18 protein-coding genes are annotated in these 21,566 nt (G+C 67.4%); 12 read left to right on the top strand and 6 right to left on the bottom strand.

The window, feature by feature from the left end:
• Positions 1 to 53 precede the first annotated feature (53 nt).
• Positions 54 to 2,108 carry a hybrid sensor histidine kinase/response regulator gene (locus AC1DX2_RS13530; protein WP_477196882.1) on the top strand — a complete coding sequence of 685 codons (2,055 nt, stop codon included), beginning with the start codon at positions 54 to 56 and terminating at the stop codon, positions 2,106 to 2,108.
• Complete coding sequence (locus tag AC1DX2_RS13525; protein WP_477196881.1) at positions 2,105 to 3,499, top strand: oxygenase MpaB family protein; 1,395 nt, start codon at positions 2,105 to 2,107, stop codon at positions 3,497 to 3,499. The genes AC1DX2_RS13530 and AC1DX2_RS13525 overlap by 4 nt, the downstream gene beginning before the upstream one ends.
• 24 nt (positions 3,500 to 3,523) lie before the next feature.
• Here the strand turns inward: AC1DX2_RS13525 and AC1DX2_RS13520 are convergent, their stop codons facing one another.
• Positions 3,524 to 5,677 (bottom strand): NAD(P)-binding protein, encoded by a 2,154-nt coding sequence (locus AC1DX2_RS13520; protein WP_477196880.1) that lies wholly within the window; start codon positions 5,675 to 5,677, stop codon positions 3,524 to 3,526.
• Positions 5,678 to 5,815: 138 nt separating this feature from the next.
• Between AC1DX2_RS13520 and AC1DX2_RS13515 the strand changes: the two genes are divergently transcribed.
• A complete protein-coding gene (locus AC1DX2_RS13515; RefSeq protein ID WP_477196879.1) occupies positions 5,816 to 7,648 on the top strand; it encodes a sensor domain-containing protein in 1,833 nt (610 codons plus the stop codon).
• Here AC1DX2_RS13515 and AC1DX2_RS13510 read toward each other — a convergent pair.
• Positions 7,576 to 8,808, bottom strand: coding sequence for an aminotransferase class V-fold PLP-dependent enzyme (locus AC1DX2_RS13510; RefSeq protein WP_477196878.1), 1,233 nt, complete (start codon positions 8,806 to 8,808; stop codon positions 7,576 to 7,578). The two genes, AC1DX2_RS13515 and AC1DX2_RS13510, sit on opposite strands and share 73 nt — an antisense overlap.
• A gap of 125 nt (positions 8,809 to 8,933) precedes the next feature.
• Between AC1DX2_RS13510 and AC1DX2_RS13505 the strand changes: the two genes are divergently transcribed.
• Positions 8,934 to 9,380 carry a hypothetical protein gene (locus tag AC1DX2_RS13505; RefSeq protein WP_477196877.1) on the top strand — a complete coding sequence of 149 codons (447 nt, stop codon included), beginning with the start codon at positions 8,934 to 8,936 and terminating at the stop codon, positions 9,378 to 9,380.
• An 18-nt stretch (positions 9,381 to 9,398) separates the two neighbouring features.
• Here AC1DX2_RS13505 and AC1DX2_RS13500 read toward each other — a convergent pair whose 3' ends face one another.
• Together AC1DX2_RS13500 and AC1DX2_RS13495 are read right to left on the bottom strand one after the other, a co-directional pair.
• Positions 9,399 to 10,097, bottom strand: a complete 699-nt coding sequence (locus AC1DX2_RS13500; protein WP_477196876.1) for a flagellar brake protein — start codon at positions 10,095 to 10,097, stop codon at positions 9,399 to 9,401.
• Positions 10,098 to 10,233: 136 nt separating this feature from the next.
• Positions 10,234 to 10,755: a superoxide dismutase family protein gene (locus tag AC1DX2_RS13495; RefSeq protein ID WP_477196875.1), complete on the bottom strand. Its 522-nt coding sequence runs from the start codon at positions 10,753 to 10,755 to the stop codon at positions 10,234 to 10,236.
• A 146-nt stretch (positions 10,756 to 10,901) separates the two neighbouring features.
• Between AC1DX2_RS13495 and AC1DX2_RS13490 the strand changes: the two genes are divergently transcribed.
• The gene (locus AC1DX2_RS13490; RefSeq protein WP_477196874.1) at positions 10,902 to 11,711 is read left to right on the top strand and encodes a flagellin N-terminal helical domain-containing protein; all 810 of its coding nucleotides are present in this window, start codon (positions 10,902 to 10,904) and stop codon (positions 11,709 to 11,711) included.
• Here the strand turns inward: AC1DX2_RS13490 and AC1DX2_RS13485 are convergent.
• Complete coding sequence (locus tag AC1DX2_RS13485; protein WP_477197681.1) at positions 11,695 to 12,135, bottom strand: flavodoxin family protein; 441 nt, start codon at positions 12,133 to 12,135, stop codon at positions 11,695 to 11,697. The two genes, AC1DX2_RS13490 and AC1DX2_RS13485, sit on opposite strands and share 17 nt — an antisense overlap.
• Before the next feature lie 162 nt (positions 12,136 to 12,297).
• On the opposite strand from AC1DX2_RS13485, the gene AC1DX2_RS13480 reads away from it, so the two are divergent.
• The 6 genes from AC1DX2_RS13480 (at position 12,298) to AC1DX2_RS13455 (ending at position 19,522) form a co-directional block, all read left to right on the top strand.
• The gene (locus AC1DX2_RS13480; protein WP_477196873.1) at positions 12,298 to 13,089 is read left to right on the top strand and encodes a hydroxyacylglutathione hydrolase; all 792 of its coding nucleotides are present in this window, start codon (positions 12,298 to 12,300) and stop codon (positions 13,087 to 13,089) included.
• Between the two features lie 17 nt (positions 13,090 to 13,106).
• Positions 13,107 to 13,889 carry a hypothetical protein gene (locus AC1DX2_RS13475; RefSeq protein ID WP_477196872.1) on the top strand — a complete coding sequence of 261 codons (783 nt, stop codon included), beginning with the start codon at positions 13,107 to 13,109 and terminating at the stop codon, positions 13,887 to 13,889.
• A gap of 185 nt (positions 13,890 to 14,074) precedes the next feature.
• Positions 14,075 to 14,749 carry a hypothetical protein gene (locus AC1DX2_RS13470; RefSeq protein ID WP_477196871.1) on the top strand — a complete coding sequence of 225 codons (675 nt, stop codon included), beginning with the start codon at positions 14,075 to 14,077 and terminating at the stop codon, positions 14,747 to 14,749.
• Positions 14,750 to 14,788: 39 nt separating this feature from the next.
• The gene (locus AC1DX2_RS13465; protein ID WP_477196870.1) at positions 14,789 to 15,448 is read left to right on the top strand and encodes a class I SAM-dependent methyltransferase; all 660 of its coding nucleotides are present in this window, start codon (positions 14,789 to 14,791) and stop codon (positions 15,446 to 15,448) included.
• Complete coding sequence (locus AC1DX2_RS13460; RefSeq protein ID WP_477196869.1) at positions 15,445 to 17,109, top strand: diguanylate cyclase domain-containing protein; 1,665 nt, start codon at positions 15,445 to 15,447, stop codon at positions 17,107 to 17,109. The genes AC1DX2_RS13465 and AC1DX2_RS13460 overlap by 4 nt, the downstream gene beginning before the upstream one ends.
• A gap of 202 nt (positions 17,110 to 17,311) precedes the next feature.
• Positions 17,312 to 19,522: a carboxy terminal-processing peptidase gene (locus AC1DX2_RS13455; protein ID WP_477196868.1), complete on the top strand. Its 2,211-nt coding sequence runs from the start codon at positions 17,312 to 17,314 to the stop codon at positions 19,520 to 19,522.
• Positions 19,523 to 19,570: 48 nt separating this feature from the next.
• Here AC1DX2_RS13455 and AC1DX2_RS13450 read toward each other — a convergent pair whose 3' ends face one another.
• Complete coding sequence (locus tag AC1DX2_RS13450; protein ID WP_477196867.1) at positions 19,571 to 20,101, bottom strand: SRPBCC family protein; 531 nt, start codon at positions 20,099 to 20,101, stop codon at positions 19,571 to 19,573.
• A 217-nt stretch (positions 20,102 to 20,318) separates the two neighbouring features.
• On the opposite strand from AC1DX2_RS13450, the gene AC1DX2_RS13445 reads away from it, so the two are divergent.
• Complete coding sequence (locus AC1DX2_RS13445) at positions 20,319 to 21,563, top strand: sensor histidine kinase (protein WP_477196866.1); 1,245 nt, start codon at positions 20,319 to 20,321, stop codon at positions 21,561 to 21,563.
• The last annotated feature ends 3 nt before the right edge of the window (positions 21,564 to 21,566 follow it).

Here is a 21,566-nt window from a genome sequence, read left to right as displayed (position 1 = left end):
CAAGGCCAGGTATTTTGCGGCGCGATCACCGGCGCGCCAACGAAAGGGACAGCATGGGGACGAGGAGGAGAGCCAAGCGCCAGGCATCGCAGTTGCAGGCAGCCGGCTACCGGGCACGGCGCATCCTGGCCATGGAGCTGTCCCTGCAAAAGGCCAACGAGCGTCTGAGCGAACAACTCCAGTTGTATGAGCTGACGGAGGCCATGGCGCGGGTCGGCCACTGGGTGTACTACCCGGGCGACCCGAAGCCGCGTTGGTCACGCGGGCTGCACCAGATGGTGGGCATGGGTTCGCGCAAGATGGAGGGTGCCAGCATGTCGCTGGACCACCTGCACCCCGAGGACCGGGCGAAGTTCCAGCACGCCATGCTGGCCATGGATGGCCATGAGTTCGAGTACCGGGCACGCAATGCCTTGGGCGTCTACGGCTGGTTCCGTACCCGCGTCAAAGGCAACTACGATGCCGGCCAGTTGAAATCGCGCATAGGCGTGATCCAGAACATCACCCCCGAGCGCGCCGCACTGGACGCCTTGCAACAGCAGTTGGGCTTCATCCAGCAGATCACCCGCAACGTGCCCAGCATGGTGTGCCAGCTGGAACTGCGGCCTGACGGCAGCCTGTTCTTCCCGTTCGCCAGCGATTCGGTGGAACAGATGTTCGGGGTGCCAGCGCAGCGGCTGCGCGAGGACGCGCAGCCCATGCTGTCGGCCATCCATGCCGACGACATGCCGGCGGTGCGCGCCAGCCTGCGCACCTCGGCCGACACGCTGGCGCGCTGGAACTGCGAGTTCCGTGTCGCCCTCGATAGCGACAACCTGCGCTGGCTGCTGGCCGATGCGGTGCCGCAGCGCGAGGCCACCGGCAGTGTGGTGTGGTTCGGCGCCGTGACCGACATCACGGCCCAGAAAGCCGCCGCCGCCCAGTTGCAGGAAAGCGAGGTGCGGCTGCGCGCGCTGACCGAATTGCTGCGCGAGAAGAAAGACGCGGCCGAGGCCGCCAACCTGGAGAAACAGCGCTTCCTGGCCGCCGCCAGCCATGACCTGCGCCAGCCCGCCCATGCCATGGGCCTGTTTGTGGCGGCCTTGAGCCAGCGACCGCTAGACGACGCCACGCGCCAGATGGTGACCGGCCTGGACGCTTCGGTGGTGGCCATGCAGGACATGCTGACCACGCTGTTCGACATGTCCAAGCTGGAGGCCGATGCGGTGCAGGTGCAGCTGGCCGCCGTGCCGCTGGCGCCCATGCTGGAGCAGCTGCGCAAGAGCTTCAGCGGCGTGGCCGCCGCCAAGGGGCTGCGCCTGCGCATCCGGCCGTCGCACGCCTGGGTGCTGACGGACGCGGTGCTGTTGCAGCGCGTGCTGCAAAACCTGGTGGACAACGCGCTGCGCTATACCCGCGAAGGCACGGTGCTGGTGGCGGTGCGCCCGGCGGCGCAGCCCGGCCAGTTGCGCATCGAGGTTCGCGACAGCGGCGTGGGCATCGCGCAACGCCACCACCGCGAGATCTTCAGCGAGTTTTTCCAGGTTGGCAACCTGGAGCGCGACCGCGCCAAGGGCCTGGGGCTGGGCCTGGCCATTGTGGACCGCAGTTGCCGCCTGTTGGGTCACCCACTGTCATTGCGCTCGGAATTGGGCCGGGGTTCGTGCTTCACGTTGCGGGCGCCCGAGGCGCGGCCGCAAGCACAAGCCGACCGCGAGCTGGCGCTAGAGATGCCGGCCGCCAACGAGTTCGCCGGCCGGCGCTTGCTGGTGGTGGAGGACGACGCGCTGGGCAGCACGGCGCTGGTCAGCCTGCTGCAATCCTGGGGCTTCGAGGTGGACCTGGCCGACAGCCTGGCCCAGGCCAGCCGGTTGGTTCAACAGCGAGGCCGGCCGGATGTGATCGTCAGCGACTACCGGCTGCGCGACTCGGAGACCGGCATTGACGCCATCCAGGTCTTGCGCCAGCAAGCCGGCGCCGCGCTTGCGGCCTGCCTGATCAGCGGCGACACCGACGAGGAGCTGACCTACCGTGCCAGCGCCGCCGGCCTGAGCTTGCTGTACAAACCGGTGCCGCCAGCCAAGCTGCGCAAGTTGCTGCGCCATCTGTTGAAAGCCCGTCCGACATGAGTGACACCCACCCTGCTTTCGCGCTGCCCACTGCGGCTGAGCTGGACCGCCTGCGCCTGGCCGCTGACCCGCTGGCCGATGACGCGGCACAGCGCATTGCCGGCACCTGGGAGGACGCGCCGCTGGACGCCGACCATCCCGCCGTGGCCCAGCGCTTTGCACGGCTGGCGTCCGCCACGCGGCTGCTGAACGGCCTTCCGGCCAATGGCGCCCTGGCGGGCTGGACACCCGCGCCGGACCCGCAGTTCCCGGACTTGGGCCCGCTGTTGGCCAACTACGTGGCCGCTGCCCACCGGCTGCCGGCCTGGCACGATGCAGCCAGCATCATGCGCGCCGAGCAGAGCTTTTTCAGCTACGGCCTGCTGTCATGCACCGTGCAGTTCTGCGCCGCATTGCCGGAGTGCTATGTGGCACCGGATTTGTCCACCGTGCTGCGCATCACCGGCCAGCTGGTGCAGCACACCGACCACCGGGTGCGCGCCACCGCCGCCATGCTGTTCCCGGTGATGATGAAGGGCGGGCTGGCCGAAGGCCGCGGCCTGGGTGTGCGCCAGATGCTGAAGGTGCGGCTGATCCATGCGGTGGTGCGCAACCTGATCCTGCATGGCCACCCCAGCCAGGCCCGGCCGCTGCTGGTCAGGCTGCGCGCCGAAGACCCGGATGCCGGCATGTTCGAGGCCCTGTACAACCACGGCTGGAACTTGAGCGCAGAAGGCCTACCCTGCAACCAGGAGGAACTGGCCTACATCCTGCTCACTTTTGGCTACGTGTACCTGCGCAGCCTGCGCCGCCTGGGCCTGGCACTGACGGCCGATGACGAGCGCGCCTACCTGCACTGCTGGAACGTGGCCGGCAGCCTGCTGGGGGTGGACGAGCGGCTGATGGCCTGGACCATGGTGGATGCCCAGGCCTTGTTCGCACTGCTGCAACAGCGCGCCCGCGCGCGCCCGCACGACCCCGACCCCCGCCCGGCGCTGGGCCAGGCGCTGATGGCCGACATCGCCGCCAACACGCCAGTGCGGCTGCTCAAGCCGTTTGGCACGCTGATGGCGCGCCACCTGTGCGGCGCCCAGACCGCGCACGACATCGGCATTGCCGGCGCCCAACCGCTGGCGGCCCGGCTGGCCTTTGCCGTGATGCTGGGCCTGGCGCGGGCAGTGGATGCGCTGGTGCGGCTGTTCGTGCCGCGCTTTTCCATCATCCGCTTCCTGACCCGGCTGGTGGGCTACCCGCTGATGGCGCGCTACCTGATGAGCCAGACCCGGCCGCTGGCCCTGCCGCAAGAGTCGCAGCAGCAGATCAACACCATGCTGGCCGAGTGGGACAGCGACCCGCAGGCACCGACATGGCTGAACGCGCTGGAGCGCCGCTGGACCGGCCGCGCCGGCTGAACATCAACCCGCAGACGCGGCGGCTCAGTTCAGTTCCTGGCCGATCACGCCGTCGTACAAGTCCTTGCCCAGCACCGTGTTGCCGGCCTGCAGTCCGGCCATGGCCGAGGCCTCGACGCAGCCGGCATTGAAGCCGTTGTCTATCCAGTCGCCGGTAAGGATCAGGTTGTCAAAGCCGCTGGCGTTGGCCTTGAGGCGCGCCGCCTCGCTGCCGGCCACCGACAGCACGTAGCGCTCGCTGGGGTCGACATTGGCACGCTGGTAGCGGTCCAGCAGCCAGCCATCTTTCAACGCCCCGGCGGCATTCACCGCCTGCGGCCACAACCCGCCCAATTGGCCGTCCAGCAGGTCTTGCGTGGCCTGTGCCACACGCTCGACAGCGCGCCGCGGCGTGGCGGCGTCCTGCGGCTCCAACGGGCCGGCCTGCAAGGCGCCGCAGAAGTAGGCGATGTTGCGCGGCGGGCTCTGGGTGCCCCAGTCTTCCATGGGCAGCAGGTGGCTCATGTCGGCCCAGGTGTCCAGCGGCTCGTGAAAGCCATCCAGGATCGGTGGCGGTGCTTGCCAGCCCAGTTCGGCCAGCGCCGGGCGCAGCCAGAACTGCACGCCGGTGGTGCACACCGTCTTCACCTGATCGACCATGCGTTGCCAGGCCGGGTTGGCGCGGCACAACTCCTCGCACAGCAAAGGCACGCTGCCCAGCGAGATGCCAAACACCACGGTGTCGAAGTCGCGGCCTTTTTCCAGGCTGAATTCCTCAGCGTTCTTCCAGTCGAACCACAGCGACTCCAGATCCAGCCCCTGGCGCTCGACCTCGGCGCGCAAGGCGCCGCCGCCCACAATCTGGTCGTACTGCGCCAACGACGGCCAACAATCCAGCCCCTTGACGTTGATCAGCGGCTGGTAGGGCTGCAAGGTGTCCACCTGGCGCGCCATGTGGATGCGTTGCACCGAGCGGCCATCGTCCGACAGCGCCAGTTTTTGCACCTTGTGGAAAAACTTGAAGCGCACGCCGCGCTGGGCCAGCGCCTTGTACAACGGCGTGAAGATGGTGTCGCCCATGCCGGCGCGCATCATCCAGAAGATGGCGCCGTTGTAGGTGCAACACATGCGCAGCAGCGTGCGCAGCGTGGGCGCGGTGGCGAAATCGGCGCTGCGTTCGGGGTCGCTGGAGTCACCGTCACGGAAAGCAAACACGAAGTCATAGAACACCCGCAGCAGCGGGTTGGCGTCGAAATCCACCGTCACCGGCATGGCGCCGTGGCGCTTCAGCCAGGTGCGGACTTCCTCATCCAGCGCGCCCAGGGGACGGCCCTCCAGCACCCGGTCTTGCAACAGGCCGCGCACCGAGGTGGCGATGAAGTCGATCATCAGCAGGTGGCGGCGGCCATCCAGGTCATGCGCTGTGGCGCGTTCGAACTCGTGCGCCACCCAGGCTTGCAAGCGCGCCAGCACGGCCGCCAGCAGCTCGTGCTGGCGCCGCGTTTGCGAGGCAGCGTCCCCTGGCAATTGGGCCATGGCATGGGCCAGCGTCGTCAGCAGCGCCAGGCCGGCACACTCGCCCAACTCCACCGCCGCCAGTGCCAGTGCGCCCACCTGCTCGCGCAGCCAACCCACCACATCGCGGTGCCGGCCCGGGTCTTCGCCGACATAGACATGGGCATGGCAATCGTCACCCGCCTGCTTCAGCAGCAACTGCACCAACGCCAACAGGTAGGACCACAGAGACGGCAAGGCCTGGCCGGTCCATGGCACCTGGGCGTTGGTGGGCATGTGCACCATCCAGGGCGTGGCGCGGCCTTCGAACAGTTGGTAGGCGCCCACATAGCTGTGCGGCAAAAAGGCGTCTTCGCAGCGCAAAAAGACGCCGTTGGCCATGCGCGGCGGCGTATTGCCCACCGGCGCCGGTGCGGCCACAGGATTGATCTCGGCGAACGCCGCCTGCAGCATGCGAAAGGCATTGTGGTAGAAGCCCAGCCAGATGTGCAGGCCGTGTTCCTCGATGCGCCAATGCGGCGGGCGCCGGCCGCTGGCGCCTTTGCCGCCCAGGCGCCAACCCATCTGGTAGACGGTGATCTCGTACTTGTCCTGCCAACCGGGCTCGCTGGTGATGCGCCAGGCGGCCGTCATGGCGCCCACGCCACCGCCCAGAATTGCAACTTTCTTTTTCGCTGTTCCCATACGGTGCCCCCAACAATCCCGCCAGCCAGGCCCCAGCCGGGGCGGCGGTTGCGCACTGCGCGACAATAGGGGCCATCGTACCCGCGTCGGGAACCGGCCACCCCGGCTCCCTACCCCACACACTCCAACTGACGCCGCATGGCATCACGTAAAAAAGCCAAAAAACGCGGCCTGCTGCAGCAGGCCGGCAAACTGCGCACGCGCCGCATCCGGGCGGTGGAGCGTGCGCTGCAAGAGGCCAATGAACGCCTGAACCAGCAGGTGCAGCTGTACGAGCTGACCGAGAGCATGGCGCTGGTGGGCCACTGGGTGACCATTCCGGGCGAGCCGGCACCGCGCTGGTCCAAGGGCATACACGCCATCGTCGGCTTCGGCTCGCGGCAACTGGAAAAGGCCAGCATGACGCTGGACCACATCCACCCCGATGACCGCCAGCTGTTCGTCGCCGCCATGCAGGCCATGGATGGCGCGGTCATCGAATACCGGGCGGTCAGCAACCTGGGCGAGATCGGCTGGTTCCGCACCCGCGTGAAAGGCAATTTCGACCAAGGCGAGCTGCGCAGCCGGGTCGGCGTGTTGCAGGACATCACGGTGGAGCGCAATGCGCTGGACGCGGTACGCGACCAGTTGCAGTTCATGCAGAAGATCACCAGCCGGGTGCCGGGCATGGTGTTCCAGCTCAAGCGCCAGGGCAATGGCGCCTTGAACTTCACCTTCGTCAGCGACGCGGTGCAGCAGTTGTTCGGCCTGACGCCCGAGCAAGCCTGCGGCGACGGGCGCGCGTTGCTGGAGGCGGTGAGCGTCCAGCACCGCGAGTTGCTGCTGCAGGCCATTGCGCAGTCGGCCGAAGCGCTGACACCGGTGCAGATGGAGATCCAGGTCACGCACCCCGCAGGCGGCCTGGACTGGCTGCTGGTCAGCGCCATGCCTGAGCGCGAAGCCAGCGGCAGCACCACCTGGTACGGCGCAGCCACCGACATCACGCAGCAAAAGGCCGCCGCCGCTGAACTGCGGGACAGCGAAGCGCGCTTTCGCAGCCTGACCGAGCTGTCCTCCGACTGGTATTGGGAGCAGGACAGCCAGTTTCGCGTCGTCCGGCTGGAAGGCGCGCTGGTGTCGGGCGACAGTTGCGCCGGTGTGGCCCGCATCGGCCAGCGTTTTTGGGAAACCGGCGCGCTGAACATGAGCGCCGAGGACTGGGAGAGCCACCAGGCCGACCTGCAGGCACGCCGCACCTTCCACGACCTGGAGCTGCTGGCCCAGGACGCGGCGGGCCAGCCCAGCTGGATGGCCTTGAGCGGCCAGCCCATTCTGGATGAGCAGGGGCAAATGCTGGGTTACCGCGGCGTCGGCCGGGACATCACGGCGCGCAAGCTGGCCGAGCAGGAGATTGCGCGCATGGCCTATTTCGACGCGCTGACCGGGCTGCCCAACCGGCGCATGCTGACCAACCGCCTACAAACCGGCGCCGCCGCCAGCGCGCGCAGCGGCCAGCATGGTGCGCTGCTGTTCATCGACCTGGACAAGTTCAAGCTGCTCAACGACACCCACGGCCACGACGCCGGCGACCTGTTGCTGCAGCAGGTCGCCCAGCGCCTGCGCCAGAGCGTGCGCGAGATGGACACCGTGGCGCGCCTGGGTGGCGACGAATTCGTGGTGATGCTGCAGGCGCTGGGCAGCACGCCTGAAGAAGCGCGCGAGCAGGTAGAGCGCCGGGGCGCCAAGCTGCTGGCCACCTTGAGCGAACCCTACCCGCTGGGCAGCCACACACACCGCTGCACCCCCAGCATGGGCGCCACCCTGTTCCTGGGCCAGTCCGAAAGCGCCGAAGAACTGCTCAAGCGCGCCGACACCGCCATGTACCAGGCCAAGGCGGCTGGCGGCGCCGGCTGGCGCTTCTACGGCGACGCCGCCACAGCCCCCGCTGAAGTGTCCGCCAACTCGGCCAGCACCGCCTCTGCCAAAGCCTGATAGTCGGCCGCCTGGTTGTACACCTGAGCCGAGATGCGCAGCCACATTCGCTGGTTGAACACCATCACCGGCACCTCGATGCGGTAACGCTGCCACAGCACATCGTGCCAGCGGCGGGCGTCGGCGTCACTGGCTTCAGAGTTGCCGCAAGCACCTGACGGCAAGGGCAGCGTGACCATGGCGGCAAAGGCGTCCTGCGGCGCGGGCGGTGCGACGCCCCATGCGGCAGCCAGGTCGCCGGCCGCCTGGGCCGCCAGCGCCCGCAAGGCCTGCTGGTAGCGCGCCACGCCGAAGGCCTGCAGGAAATCCAGCGCGGCGGGGATGGCCAGCCAGCCGCTGTAGTCGCGCGTGCCCTGCCACTCGAACTCGGCCGGAAAGCCCTGGCCATGGAAGTTGGAGATCACGCTGGGGTGCAGGCTGGCCGCGCCGGCCTCGGACGCGTACAGAAAGGCACAGCCCTTGGGCGCGAACAACCATTTGTGGCAGTTGCCGGTGTACCAGTGCGGCTGCAAGGCATCCAGCCCCAGCGGCAGCATGCCCGGCGCATGGGCGCCATCCACCAGCACCGGCACCCCCAGGCGGGCGCAGTGCGCCAGCACGGGCTCCAGCGGGGTGACCACGGCCAGGGGCGAGAACACATGGTCCACGATGGCCAGCCGGGTGCGCGCGGTGATGGCCTGGCAGTAGGCGTCGGCGATCGCCATCGCGGACGGCAGCGGAAACGGCACATTGGCGAACTTCACCACCAGGCCATGGCGCTGGGCGACGAACTGCAGCGTGTGGCGCACCGCCGGATAGGCATGGTTGGCCACCACCACCTCGTCACCAGGCTGCCAAGGGAAGGAGCGCAGCACGGCGTTGGCGCCATCGGTGGCGTTTTCCACCAGGGCCAGGCGTTGCGGCGCGCAACCCAGGAAATCAGCCAGACGGCTGGCCGTGTGGCGCAAGGCCTCGGGCAACACCGCACCCATGAAGTGCACCGGCTGGGCCTCCAGCTGCGCACGCCAGGCGTCCTGTGCCGCCAGCACGTGGCGCGGCGTGGCGCCATAGGAGCCGTGGTTGAGAAAGTGCATGCCGTCCTGCAAGGCCCAATGGGGGCGCAACGCGTGGCCCAACGGGTCGGTGGACAGGGTTTGCAATGCGGGAGGTGTTTCAATCATGGTCGGGTTTTAGCGCGGGACACACATTCCAGATACATTGTCCGCATAAATTTGGCGCCAAGCCGGCGAAAAATTGTGGCGCCTTGTTCGCGCACGCCGGCCCTGATTTGACCAGGACCACCGCCATGAACCCCATCACCCTCCTTCCCCGCCTGGCATTGGCCGCGCTGCTGGCCGTGGTCGCCGCGCAGGCAGCCCAGGCTCAATCCGCCGCCCCCGCTAGTGCGCCCGCCGGCGCCCGCCCCATGCCGCAGGCGGCGGTAGACGCCTGCACGGGCAAGGCCGAAGGCGATGCGGTGTCCTTCACCGGTCGCCAGGGCAATGCCGTGGAGGGCCACTGCCGCAGTTTCAATGGCACGCTGGCCGCCATGCCTGACCGTGGCCTGCGCAACCGCCTGATCTCGCCCGAAGCCAGCGCCGCCTGCAACGGGAAGGCTGCCGGCACCTCCGTGTCCTACCAGGACCGCGAAGGCAGCACCCGCAATGGCGTGTGCACCGAATTCAATGGCGCGTTGGCAGCGCTGTCGCCGGAAATGGCGCAGCGCGTGCAGGAACGGCGCGAAAAACGCTGAGCGAACCCTTGCGCACTGTCACTCGGGCTTGGCGGCCGGCTGCTGCGTCATCACATGCAGCACCAACTTGTCCTGGGCGGTCAACTCGGTGAAAGCGACGCCGAAGTGGTAGCCGCCGTCGGGGGCCGTGCTGGCGTGGCACACCACGGCATTCACCTGCAGTTGCTGGGTGTCGCCCTCCAGTTCGGCTGACAGGGCCAGCTGCACCGTCTGGCCGACGATGGCCAGGCTCACCGGCAACTGCATCATGGCGCCGGTGGCGCTGATGTCCAGCAGCCGGGCCTCATGGCGCTGCTGCGGCGCCTCGGGCCGCCACACCTGCATGGGCCAGGACGCCTTGGTGCGCATGGAGCGGCGCACCAGCCGCGCATCCACATGCCTGGGGTAGGCCAGCAGCGCGTAGGGAAACGGCTTCTCGAAGGTCTGCAACACCTTGCTGAGAAAGGAAAACTCGTATTGCCCGGTGAAGCCGCGCACGACGCAGATTTCGCCCTCCACCAGTCCGGTCTGCTCACCGTCCGGCCCCTGCGGGCCGACCATCACGCCCTTGCCCTCCATCGCCGCCAGGAACAGCCCTTCGCGTTTGGTCGACCCGGCCACCAGCCGCTTGGTCTGCAAGGCCATCCCGGCGCGCAGGCGCATGGCTTTCAACGGCAACTGCTGTACGGGTTCGGGATTGCTCTGGGCGGAAGGGTGGCTGTCGTCGGTGTCGGTCATGGCGGCAGGAGGGCGCGGTGCGGTAGGCGTTGCTGTATGCGTAGTGTGCCAGCAAGCGGCCCAGCCCGGCATCCCCGCATCAGCACAGGCGCACGGGCCAGCGCGCCTGGCGCCTCCCGGCCCAGCGCAACCCGTGTCAACCCGTGCGCACAATCACCGCGCAGGCGATGCGCGGCCCGGCGTTGCCGGTGGGTTGGGTCTTGAAGTCATCCGCATCGCGGTGCACGATCAGGCCCCGGCCCACCACGTCGCTGTCGCCACTGCCCACCCCCAGCGTGCGGGATGTGAAATCCAGCTTGATGCTGCCCGTGGCATCGGCCTTCAGGCTGGGCAGGTCGCCTGCATGGTGCTCGGCGGCATCGTGCGCGCCGTGGGCCTTGGCGCCGGGGTTGAAGTGGCCGCCCGCGCTCATGCCGTCGCCGCTGGAGCAGTCGCCCTTCTCGTGGATGTGAAAACCGTGTTCGGCATCGGGCTTCAGGCCCTTGATCTCACCGCTGACCCGCACTAGGTCACCGCTGCGCACGAAGCGCACCGTGCCCTGGGCCGTGTTGCCTTTGGTGGGCGTCAATTGCGCCACCGCCGTCGGCGCGGCCGGTGGGTTGGCGGCGCAACCGGCCAACAGGCCGGTGACGCACCACAGTGCGTGCATGGGTTTCATGGCTTTACCTCCTGCGGCAGGAACCGCTGGCGCAGTATGGGCGCGCAGCCGGGTCGGGTCAAGCCAACGTGGCTGGATTTGAAAAAAATGCCTTTTCAGCTTAGCATTTCACCAACGCAGAAACACTTGCGCAACAGCCTCGCACCGTGATCAGCCCCCTGAGCTCCACCCTGGTCAACAGCGCCGCCAACAGCGGTGGCCTGCAAACGGCGCTGCAACGCCTGGGCTCGGGGCGGCGCATCACCTCCGCCGCCGACGATGCCGCCGGCCAGGCCATCCTGACAGCGCTGAACAGCCAGGCGCAAGGCCAGCAGCAGGCCAGCCGCAATGCCATGGACGTGCTGGCGCTGGCCGACACGGCCGGCGGCGCCTTGGACCAGATCACCGACTCGCTGCAGCGCATGCGCGCGCTGGCGGTGCAGGCGGCCAACGGCGGCGTTTACGGCTCCAGCGACCTGAAAGACCTGCAGACCCAGATCGCCCAGCTCAGCGGTGGCATCGACCAGACGGTGACCGCCAGCCTGTTCAACGGCCAACCGCTGCTGGACGGCCGCTTGCCAGCCACCGCCCAGACCGGCGCCAATGCCGGTCAGACGCAATCGCTGAACTTGCCGGATGCCAGCAGCACAGGCTTGGGCCTGGGCGGCCTGGATGTCGGCAACAGCGGCAATGCCAGCCAGGCCATCAGCGCCATTGACGCCGCGCTGGCCCAGATTGGCACGGCCCAGGCCAGGCTGGGCGGCATCGAGGGCGGTTTTCAGGCCGCTGCCGACGTGGCCCAGGACAGCGCCTTCCAGACCGCCGCCAGCGCCGGGCGGCTGGGCGATACTGACTACGCGGCGACGGCGTCACAGCTGAGCCAGGAAAAACTGCGCAGCCAGTTGGCGCTGAAAGCAGTGAACCTCTACAACAGCATGCAGCAGGACAAACTCGCGCTGCTCAAAAAATCCCCATAGCCAGGCCGTGGGCCAATGCCTGCCCCAGTTCTTCGCAGGCTTGCAACCGATCCGCCGAAATCGTCTTGGGCGCCAGGATGGCCTCGGGCGTCTGCGCATGGGTGCAGACGATCAGTGCCGGCGCCACCTGATTCAGCCGCCAGCCGGTGGCGATGCGCTCCAGCTGGCGCGCGGCGTTGCTGCCGTCGCTGCCGGCGCACACCATCAGCGCGTAGGGCCGGCCGTTGACGCGCTCCAGCACCGGGTAGTAGCTGCGGTCGAAGAAGTCCTTCATCACCCCGGCCATGGACGCCAGGTTTTCCGGCGTGACGAACAGGTAGCCCTGCGCGGCCAGCACGTCTTCAGGCCCGGCTTCGTGCGCGGGCAGCAGGCGCACCCGCAAGCCCGGCACATCCGCTGCGCCCCTGGCGGCGGCCCGCGCCATTTGCGCGCTGCCGCCAGTCTGCGTGTGGTAGACGATGAGCAGCGTCCTGGCAGCAGCGGGCACGGAAGCAGGAGCGGGCGCAGGGCCGGAAGTGGACACGGCAGGCAGCATACCCGCATTCTTCCTACAATGAAACGCCACCTCCAAGGAAGCAACACCGCCATGCTCGTCGAACGCATCTGGACCGCCAACGCCTACCGCAACTTCAACTACCTGGTGGCCTGCCCCGAAACCGGCGAGGCGCTGGCCATCGACCCGCTGGACCACCAGAAATGCCTGGCCACGGCCAAGGCCCGGGGCTGGCAGATCACGCAGATCCTGAACACCCACGAGCACCACGACCACACCGGCGGCAACGAAGCCGTGGTGGCCGCCACCGGCGCCAAGCTGATCGCCCACCACAATGCTGGCGCTCGCATCGCCAACGTGGACCGGGGCGTGGGCGCGGGCGACGTCATCAAGGTCGGCAAGACGGTGGAGCTGGAGTGTCTGGACACGCCCGGCCACACGCTGTGCCACATCTGCCTGATGGCGCACACCGAGCAGCCGGCGCTGTTCTCCGGCGACACCTTGTTCAACGCCGGTGCCGGCAATGTGCACAACGGCGGCGACGTGCACAAGCTGTATGACACCTTCACCCGGCTGCTGGCCGGGCTGCCCGGCAACACGCGCGTGTTTCCGGGCCATGAGTACCTGGAGAACAACCTGAAGTTCACGCTGTCGCGCGAGCCCGACAACCAGGCTGCCCGGGATCTGCTGGCGCAGGCCGAGGGCCAGGACCCGGCCCAGGCGGTGGTGACCACGCTGGCGGATGAAAAGCGGCACAACAGCTTTTTCCGCCTCGACAGCGCGAGCCTGATCAACCGGCTGCGCGAAAGCTTCCCCGATCTGCCGGCACAGCCTGATGGGCAGGCGGTGTTCACCCGGCTGCGCGAATTGCGCAACAGTTGGTAACCCGCAGGAGATCGACAATGACCGTGCGTTCACCCGTTCTCTGGCCGTCCATGCTGGCGGCAGTCCTGACCCTGGGTCTGCCCGCCACAGCCTGGTGCCAATTCCAGGGCGCTGGCACCTTGAACGGCGCCAACTACACCACCGACCAGCCTCTTGGCCCCAAGAATGCCGACGAGTTGGTACGCGATCAGAAGGCGCGCGATGGCAAGCCCGCCACAGCCGCGCCAGCACTCAGCAACAGCGACCGTGTGAAACTGGGTGTACAGGCCGCGCAGGAGTTGCTGAAGGCGCAAAAATACCCGCAGGCGCTGGCCAAGCTGCGGGAGGTGGATGCACTGCCTGGCAAGACCGCCAGTGACACCTACCTGCTGGAGCGTACCCGGGTGGCCGCCGCCTCACAAACCAGCGACAACGCGCTGCTCATCCAATCGCTGGAGGCCGTGCTGGCCACCGGCCAGACTCCGCCCGACGACGAATTGAAATTCGCGGACCTGCTCTCGCGCCACTATTTCAACCAGAAGGACTATGCCAAGGCCATCACCTGGATCACGCGTTACTTCAGGGCCGGCGGCAACGACGCCGACATGCGCCGCTCGCTGTTGTACGCGCACTACCTGAGCAATGACTACGCCCGCGTGGTGCAGGAGGTCAATGGCGACATCCAGGCCGACGAGAAAGCCAACCGCACGCCGGCAGAGTACCAGCTGAAACTGCTGGCCAGCAGCGCCCAAAAGCTCAACGACCAGGCCACCTACAACATGGCCGTTGCAAAGCACACCAGCTACTATCCCAGGAAGTGAAGTAGCAGGCAGTGCGGCAACGGGGTTGCCAAGAACTTGCCGACCTTGGGACCGGGGGTCGCGAGCAGGCTTCCTCCCAGATGCGGCTGCAGCCGCTTACCTGCTGTTTGCACAAGCCTGCTAGCATGCATTGCAGACGCACGCGCCATCGCGGCGTCGCCTTCTCGCCCGACCCACTGACTGCCATGACCCTTCCTGAACGCGTCCGCCCAGCCCTGCTGACGGCCCTGCTCACCCTGGCTTGCTGCCTGCCCGCCTGGAGCCAGCCGGCCCCCAACGCCGACACCGCCGAGCGCGTGAGGCAGGCCGTGCTGGCCGCGCAGGACTTGCTGAAGGCCAAGAAGTACCCGGAAGCGCTGGCCCGGCTGCGTGACACGGACCCATTGTCCGGCAAGACGCCCTACCAGGCCTACATCGTGGAACGCACCCGCCTGGGCATCCTGTCGCAGGTCAATGACGACATGGCGCAGATCCTGCAGAGCATGGCCGCGGTGCTGGAAACCGGCCGCGCCCCGCCCGACGAGGAACTGAAATTCAGCGACTTCCTGGCGCGCAGCCACTTCGCCCGCAAGGAATATGCGCAGACCATCACCTGGGCCAACCGCTATTTCAGGAACGGCGGCACCGAATTCGACATCCGCCGCTCGCTGCTGTTTTCCTATTACATGAGCGACGACTGCCCGCGCGTGATGCAGGAGACCGCCCGCGACATCCAGGCCGATGAGGGCGCCAGCAAGGTGCCGGCTGAATACCAGTTGCGTCTGCGGGTCAGCTGCACGCAAAAAAGCGGCGACAAGGCCGTCCACGATGCCGCCGTGGCCAAGTACAACAGCTACTATCCCAAAGGCAACCAGGAATAGGCCGGCGCACCGCGCCGGGCGCATGACCAGGAGACCCCGATGACGAACCGCAGCCTCAACCTGGACGATGGCCTGTACCAGTACCTGCTCGACCATTCGCTGCGCGAGCACCCGGCCCAGGCCGGCCTGCGTGCCGCCACGCGCAACCACCCACGCGCCGGCATGCAGATCGGGCCCGAGCAAGGCCAGTTCATGGCGCTGCTGGTACAGCTGATGGGCGCGCGCCAGACCATCGAAGTGGGCGTGTTCACCGGCTACAGCGCGCTGTCGGTGGCGCTGGCCCTGCCGCCGGACGGCCGCATCCTGGCCTGCGACATCAATGACGACTACCCCAGCATTGGTCAGCCCTATTGGGAGGCGGCCGGCGTGGCGCACAAAATCGACCTGCACATCGCCCAGGCGGCCGACACACTGGACGCCAAGCTGGCTGCCGGCGAGGCCGGCCAGTATGACTTCGCCTTCATCGACGCCGACAAGACCGGCTATGACGACTATTTCGAACGCTGCCTGAGTCTGCTGCGCCCCGGCGGGCTGATGGCCATCGACAACGTGCTGTGGGGCGGCAACGTGGCGCGCCCCGCCAGCGACCCCGACACGCTGGCCCTGCAGGCCTTGAACCGCAAGCTGCACCACGACCCACGCGTGGACATCAGCCTGCTGCCGTTGGGCGACGGACTAACACTGGCGCGCAAGCGATGAATTCAGACCCTCCCGCCGAGCCCCTTCCCCAGCGCCTTGTCCAGGGTGGCTTCAGCCGCCGGCTGATCGCCATCGTCTGGATCTTCATGGCCGTGGTGGTGTGCATGCTGGCGCTGACCTACTACAGCATTGGCCTGATGTCGGCCACGCGGGCCTACGTGGGCGGCGAGGGCCTGTGGTCGAAGGCGCAAAAGGAAGCGGTGCTGGCGCTGTCGCGCTACGCGACGGACCGTGACCCACGCGACTACCAGGCCTACCAGGCGGCGCTGGCGGTGTCCCTGGGCGACCGACAGGCCCGGCTGGAGATGGAAAAGCCGCAATCCGACGCCGGTCAGGCCGGCAGCGGCTTCCTGCGCGGGCGCAACCACCCGGACGACGTGGCCGGCATGATCAGCCTGTTCCACAACTTCCGCGGCCTGGCAGAAATCGACAAGGCACTGGCCATCTGGCGCGAGGCCGACGGCCACATGGAGCGGCTGATGGCGCTGGGCGAACAAATCCACACCGCCGTGCGCAGCGGCAGCATGGACCCTGCCGCCACCCGCGCCTACCTGCTGCAGTTGCAAGGCATCAACCAGCAGTTGACGCCGTTGGAGGACGCCTTCTCCTTCACGCTGGGCGATATCTCGCGCAAGACCGCGCAGGCCTTGCAGCTCGCCCTGCTGGTGGTGGGCATGGTGCTGCTGGCCGTGGCCTACCTGCTGTCGCGCCGGCTGGTGCGCCAGAACGAAAATTTCCAGGCTGCGCTGGTGGACAGCCGCGACCAATTGCGCAAGCTTTTGCAGTTCGCGCCGCTGCCCATCATCATCGTGCGCCTGACCGACGAATCGGTGGTCTATGCCAACCAGCGCGCCTGCCAGCAGTTCAAGGTGCCCGAGGACGGCTGGGCCGGCCTAAAACCCCATGCCTTCTATGAGCGCGAGCAGGACCGGGAACAGGTGATGCAGGCGCTGCGGGAACACGGCAGCGTGCGCGACTGGGAAGTGCGCCTGCGCGACACCCAGGGCACGGTCTTCTGGGTGCTGATCTCCTCCCAGCGCACGCTGTACGCCGGCCAGCCCTGCCTGGTGACCGCCATCAACAACATCCACGAGCGCAAACTGGCGCAGGAGGCGCTGCACCACCGCGCCTTCCACGACGAACTGACCGGCCTGCCCAACCGGGCCATGTTCATGGACGCCTTGAGCCGCTCGCTCAGCCGCGTCGAGCGCCGCAGCGGCCGGCTGTCGCTGCTGTTCATTGACCTGGACCATTTCAAGGAGGTCAACGACCGCCACGGCCACACCGTCGGCGACCTGCTGCTGCAAGCGGTGGCCATGCGCATACGCGTGTGCGTGCGCGAAGGTGATCTGGTGGCGCGGCTGGGCGGCGACGAATTCGTCATCCTGGTGGAGGACGGCGACACCCACCATGAGGTCACCCACATCGCGCAAAAGCTGCAGAAAACCCTGCAGCCTATGCACCAGCTGGGTGGCCACCAGTTGCTGATGACCGCCAGCATGGGCATCAGCAGCTACCCGCAAGACGGTGAAGAGCTGACCGATCTGCTGCGCAATGCCGATGACGCCATGTACCGCGCCAAAGAGGCGGGGCGCAACAATTTTCAGTTTTCCGACTCCCTGCCCATGGACTCGCGGCCACCGGATTCCGCGTTGCCGTAACGCGCCGCCCTCCATGCGGCGGCCTGCGCACCGTCACAATCCCGCCAACTTCACCCGGCATTTACCCGGATAATGGTTCAACGCGGCCTGTTTTTGGGGAACCCGGCGGCTAAATTGCCATCGAATCCCCTTGCCGGGCCGCCACGGACCCGACTGGGCGCGGCCATCCCGGCCGCCCATGACTGTGAGCGAGAAACCTGCCTTGAAACTGAAGCATCAACTGGCCTGGTCTGTCGTTGCCATGGCTGCGGCCGGCTACGCGCTGGCGGCCGACACTGTGGCCAGCACGGCCAAAAGCACCGCACTGAGCCCCCTGCCGCAGCAGGCCACGGCCGCCAGCATGTCGGCGTACTTCCTGACGCGCTACCACTACAAGGGCGTACCGCTGGACGACGCCATGTCGGAAAAAATCTTCAACGCCTACCTGAAGGCGCTGGACGGCGAAAAGCTGTTCTTCACCCAGCTCGATCTGGACCGGTATGCCGGCCTGCGCACCAAGCTGGACGACGCCATCCTGGGTGGTGACCTGAGCCAGCCGTTTGCCCTCTTCAACCTGTACCAGCAGCGCGTGGCGCAGCGCCTGGGCTACGCGCGCGAGTTGCTGAAGACCGAGCCCGACTTCACGCTGAACGAAAGCTATGCCTTCAACCGCGAGAAGGCCAGTTGGGCCCCCTCTGACCAGGAACTGCAGGACCAGTGGCGCCGCCGCGTGAAGAACGACTGGCTGCGGCTGAAGCTGGCCGGGCAGGACGCCAAGTCCATACGCACCACGCTGGACAAGCGCTATGCCAATTACCTGACGGGCCTGCAAAAGCTCAAGAGCGAGGACGCCTTCCAGACCTTCCTGGACGCCTACGCCTCGGCGGTGGAGCCGCACACCAATTACCTGGGCCCGCGCGCTTCGGAAAACTTCGACATCAACATGCGGCTGTCGCTGGAAGGCATAGGCGCGGTGCTGCAGGAGCGCGACGAGTACATCACCATCCGCGAACTGATGGCCGGCGGCCCGGCGATGCTGTCCGAGCAGTTGAAGGTGGGCGACCGCATCCTGGGTGTGAGCCAGGGCGACAAGGGCGTCATGACCGACGTGGTGGGCTGGCGCATTGACGACGCCGTCAACCTGATACGCGGCGCCAAGGGCTCCAAGGTGACGCTGGACATCCTGCCGGCCGATGCCAGCCCCGACGGCAAACACAAGCTGGTGGTGCTGACACGCCAGAAGATCAGCCTGGACACCCAGGCGGCCAAGAAGACGGTGCTGGAGGTCAAGCAGGCCAGCGCCGGCAACCCCAACGCCATGTGCCGCATCGGCGTGGTCACGCTGCCCTCGTTCTACGAAGACTTCAATGGCCGGCGCAACGGCGAGCGCGACTACAAGAGCGCCTCGCGCGACGTTTCGCGCCTGCTGACCGAGCTGCGCACCACCGACAAGGTGGATGCGGTGGTGCTGGACCTGCGCAACAACGGCGGCGGCTCGCTGAACGAAGCCGTCAACCTGACCGGCCTGTTCGTGGACAAGGGCCCGGTGGTGCAGCAGCGCAATTCGCGCGGCCAGATCAGCGTGCAGGGCATCTCCGGCACCGGAAATCCGGCCGCCTGGAACGGCCCGATGAGCGTGCTGATCAACCGCGCCTCGGCCTCGGCTTCCGAGATCTTCGCCGCCGCGATCCAGGACTACGGCCGCGGCCTGGTGATCGGTGAACCCAGCTTCGGCAAAGGCACGGTGCAGACCATTGTGGACCTGGCCGACGCGGCCAACCTGCCGGCGCCCAACAAGCCCAAGCTGGGCGAGCTGAAGATGACCATTGCACAGTTCTTCCGCATCAATGGCGGCGCCACGCAATTGCGCGGCGTCACGCCCGACATCGCGCTGCCCAGCGCGCTGGATGCCGAGCGCTTCGGCGAATCCAGCTACGACAACGCCCTGCCCTGGACGCAGGTCAAGGCGGCCGACTACAGCCCCATTGGCGACCTGACCGACCTGTTGCCCATGCTGCAGGCGCGTCACGACTCGCGCGTGGCCCAGGACAAGGAGTACAAGCTGCTGCTGGAGGACATTGCCGAAGTCCACACCCAGCGCAAGAAGAACGTCATCTCGCTCAACGAGGCCGAGCGCCGCAAGGAACGCGACCGCCTGGAAGCCCGCGCCAAGGCGCGCGAAGAGCGCACTGGCAACGCTTCGGCGGCGCAACTGGCTGCCAGCGCCGGCATCAAACGGCAACAACAGGATGACGGCCTGCAGTTCAACGAGCGCAGCCTGGCCGATGAACTGGCCGCCGAGAAGGCGCGCAAGGACGCCAAGGATGTGCTGCTGGCCGAGACCGGCCAGGTGATGTGCGACGAGACCGCGCTGCTGAAGACCAACTCCAAACTGGCCGCGCGCGTGCTGCCGGGCGTGACCTTCCCGCGCTGAGCCGTCCGGCGCGGCGCGTGATCGACACGCGCCGCGTGAATTCACGCGTTATTTTTTCTCCGCCGCGGCCTTCATGTTGGCCAGGCCGGCCTCGAAGTCCTTGCCGACCATCGCGTCCATGCTGATGAACACCTGCATCAGCTTGGAAATGAAGGGCGCCGGGCCCTCCATCACCCAGCTGACATGGGTGCCGTCGGCCATGGGCTGCAGCGTGAACACCGCAGTGTTGTGCGCCTCGAAGGGCTTGAGAAAGTCCAGCTGGATGCGGATATTCGCCGGCGCCTGCATCTCACGGATTTCCATGCGGCCCTGGCCGACCTTGGAATTGCCCTCCCAGGCATAGGCACTGCCCGGGCCGCTGGCCGCCCCGGTGAAGGTGCGCTTCATGTCCGGGTCCAGCTTTTCCCACGGCGACCAGGCCGCCCAGGCGTGGAAGTCGTTGATCAGCGCAAAAATCTTCTCCGGCGGCGCCTGGATGGTGATGGCGCGCTGCACGCGAAAGCTGTCGGGCTTGCGGGTCGCCAGCACCAGCACCGCAACCAGCGCCACGGCCACCACCAGACCTAGGATTTTCAGCATGGCAAGACTCTCCTGAATGTGCAGACCGGGGGCTGCAAAATCGCCATTATTGCCTGCGGCGACCGGTGGCACGCCTGGCCGGTACCATCATGCCGGGGTTGACGCCGCCCAGGGCCGGGTCCGTCGCCGCCGGGCCGGCTTTGTCGCAGGTCACTGGCTGCGCCTGCGCCCGCTTGCTAACCTTGGCCCCAGTTTCACGACAATGGGGTCCAGCACCATGATTTCCAGCAGTTTCTTCGTTTTCCGCATCGGCCTGGCCTGGGCCGGCGCCTTTGTCCTGTCCCTGCTGATCTGGCTGACCGCCAACAGTGGCCGCAGCGGTCCCACCGCGCCCTTCGTGTTCGCCGCCCTGTTGGTCATTGGCTGGAAGATGACCACCGCCATCTCGCACGTGCACCGGGTGCGGCTGATCGCCGGCCGGGTGGACGCCAGCCTGCTGAGCAGCCGCCAGCGCCGCCAGATCGAGATCCCGTTCGAGGCCGGCGAGGCCTTCGACATCGTCGACGCGGCGGTGCGCGAGCTGCCGCGCTCCGAAGAGATAGAAAGTGCCCGCGACAGCCTGCAGATACGCGCCAAGGTGAAGCATTTCGACCCCTACCGCACCAAGGCGGGCGCCAAGCCGGCTTCGCCGTGGCTGGGTGCCTGGCGCAACCAGATCCTGGCCACGGTGACGCCGCACGACGGCACCGGCAGCGTGACGCTGATCTGCGAGCCCGAGGGCAGCGCCTGGCGCGACTGGTTCAAGGTGGACGACGGCACCAACCTGGAAAACGCCGAGGCGCTGACGCGCGCCATCATCCGCCGCATTGCCGAGCGCCGGCGCAGCGAGCAAAGCGCCGCTGTGCAGACCAGCACCGAGAAGGAGCTGGCGGTGGCCAAGCTGAGCCTGCTGCATGCACAGGTGGAGCCGCACTTCCTGTACAACACGCTGGCCAGTGCCCAGGTGCTGACGCGCAACGACCCGGTGCGCGCCGACCAGATGCTGGGCAACCTGATCACCTACCTGCGCCACTCGCTGCCACGCACCGGCGACGCCCCCTCCACGCTGGGCGATGAGCTCAAGCGCACGCTGGCCTACCTGGACATTTTGAAGATCCGCATGGGCTCACGCCTGAACACCCAGGTGGAAATAGCACCGTCGCTGCAGGCCATGGCCTTCCCCGCCATGATGTTGCAGACGCTGGTGGAAAACGCCATCAAGCACGGGCTGGAGCCCAAACCGGGCGGCGGCACCATCTGGGTGTTGGCGCGCGCCACCGAACAAGGCCTGGCGGTGACGGTGGCCGACGACGGCCGCGGCTTCTCGGCCGAGAGCGCCGGCACCGGCATAGGCCTGCGCAATGTGCGCGAGCGGCTGCGCCTGGCCTATGGCGACGCCGCCAGCTTTGCCATTGGCGCAAACTTCCCGGCCGGCGTGGCCGCCACCATCACCGTGCCGGCGCAGCCGGTGCACGCGGCCTGAGGA

It is taken from the genome of Hylemonella sp. P2_B10 (assembly GCF_056404875.1).
This window is presented reverse-complemented; position numbering and strand designations above follow the sequence as displayed.

Bases quoted from the DNA above. Each gene is read 5' to 3' on its own strand.
- AC1DX2_RS13520 (WP_477196880.1), bottom strand. From the start codon at position 5,677: ATGGGAACAGCGAAAAAGAAAGTTGCAATTCTGGGCGGTGGCGTGGGC.
- AC1DX2_RS13505 (WP_477196877.1), top strand. From the start codon at position 8,934: ATGAACCCCATCACCCTCCTTCCCCGCCTGGCATTGGCCGCGCTGCTG.
- AC1DX2_RS13495 (WP_477196875.1), bottom strand. From the start codon at position 10,755: ATGAAACCCATGCACGCACTGTGGTGCGTCACCGGCCTGTTGGCCGGT.
- AC1DX2_RS13510 (WP_477196878.1), bottom strand. From the start codon at position 8,808: ATGATTGAAACACCTCCCGCATTGCAAACCCTGTCCACCGACCCGTTG.
- AC1DX2_RS13515 (WP_477196879.1), top strand. From the start codon at position 5,816: ATGGCATCACGTAAAAAAGCCAAAAAACGCGGCCTGCTGCAGCAGGCC.
- AC1DX2_RS13475 (WP_477196872.1), top strand. From the start codon at position 13,107: ATGACCGTGCGTTCACCCGTTCTCTGGCCGTCCATGCTGGCGGCAGTC.
- AC1DX2_RS13465 (WP_477196870.1), top strand. From the start codon at position 14,789: ATGACGAACCGCAGCCTCAACCTGGACGATGGCCTGTACCAGTACCTG.
- AC1DX2_RS13500 (WP_477196876.1), bottom strand. From the start codon at position 10,097: ATGACCGACACCGACGACAGCCACCCTTCCGCCCAGAGCAATCCCGAA.
- AC1DX2_RS13480 (WP_477196873.1), top strand. From the start codon at position 12,298: ATGCTCGTCGAACGCATCTGGACCGCCAACGCCTACCGCAACTTCAAC.
- AC1DX2_RS13450 (WP_477196867.1), bottom strand. From the start codon at position 20,101: ATGCTGAAAATCCTAGGTCTGGTGGTGGCCGTGGCGCTGGTTGCGGTG.
- AC1DX2_RS13470 (WP_477196871.1), top strand. From the start codon at position 14,075: ATGACCCTTCCTGAACGCGTCCGCCCAGCCCTGCTGACGGCCCTGCTC.
- AC1DX2_RS13530 (WP_477196882.1), top strand. From the start codon at position 54: ATGGGGACGAGGAGGAGAGCCAAGCGCCAGGCATCGCAGTTGCAGGCA.
- AC1DX2_RS13445 (WP_477196866.1), top strand. From the start codon at position 20,319: ATGATTTCCAGCAGTTTCTTCGTTTTCCGCATCGGCCTGGCCTGGGCC.
- AC1DX2_RS13485 (WP_477197681.1), bottom strand. From the start codon at position 12,135: ATGGCGCGGGCCGCCGCCAGGGGCGCAGCGGATGTGCCGGGCTTGCGG.
- AC1DX2_RS13525 (WP_477196881.1), top strand. From the start codon at position 2,105: ATGAGTGACACCCACCCTGCTTTCGCGCTGCCCACTGCGGCTGAGCTG.
- AC1DX2_RS13460 (WP_477196869.1), top strand. From the start codon at position 15,445: ATGAATTCAGACCCTCCCGCCGAGCCCCTTCCCCAGCGCCTTGTCCAG.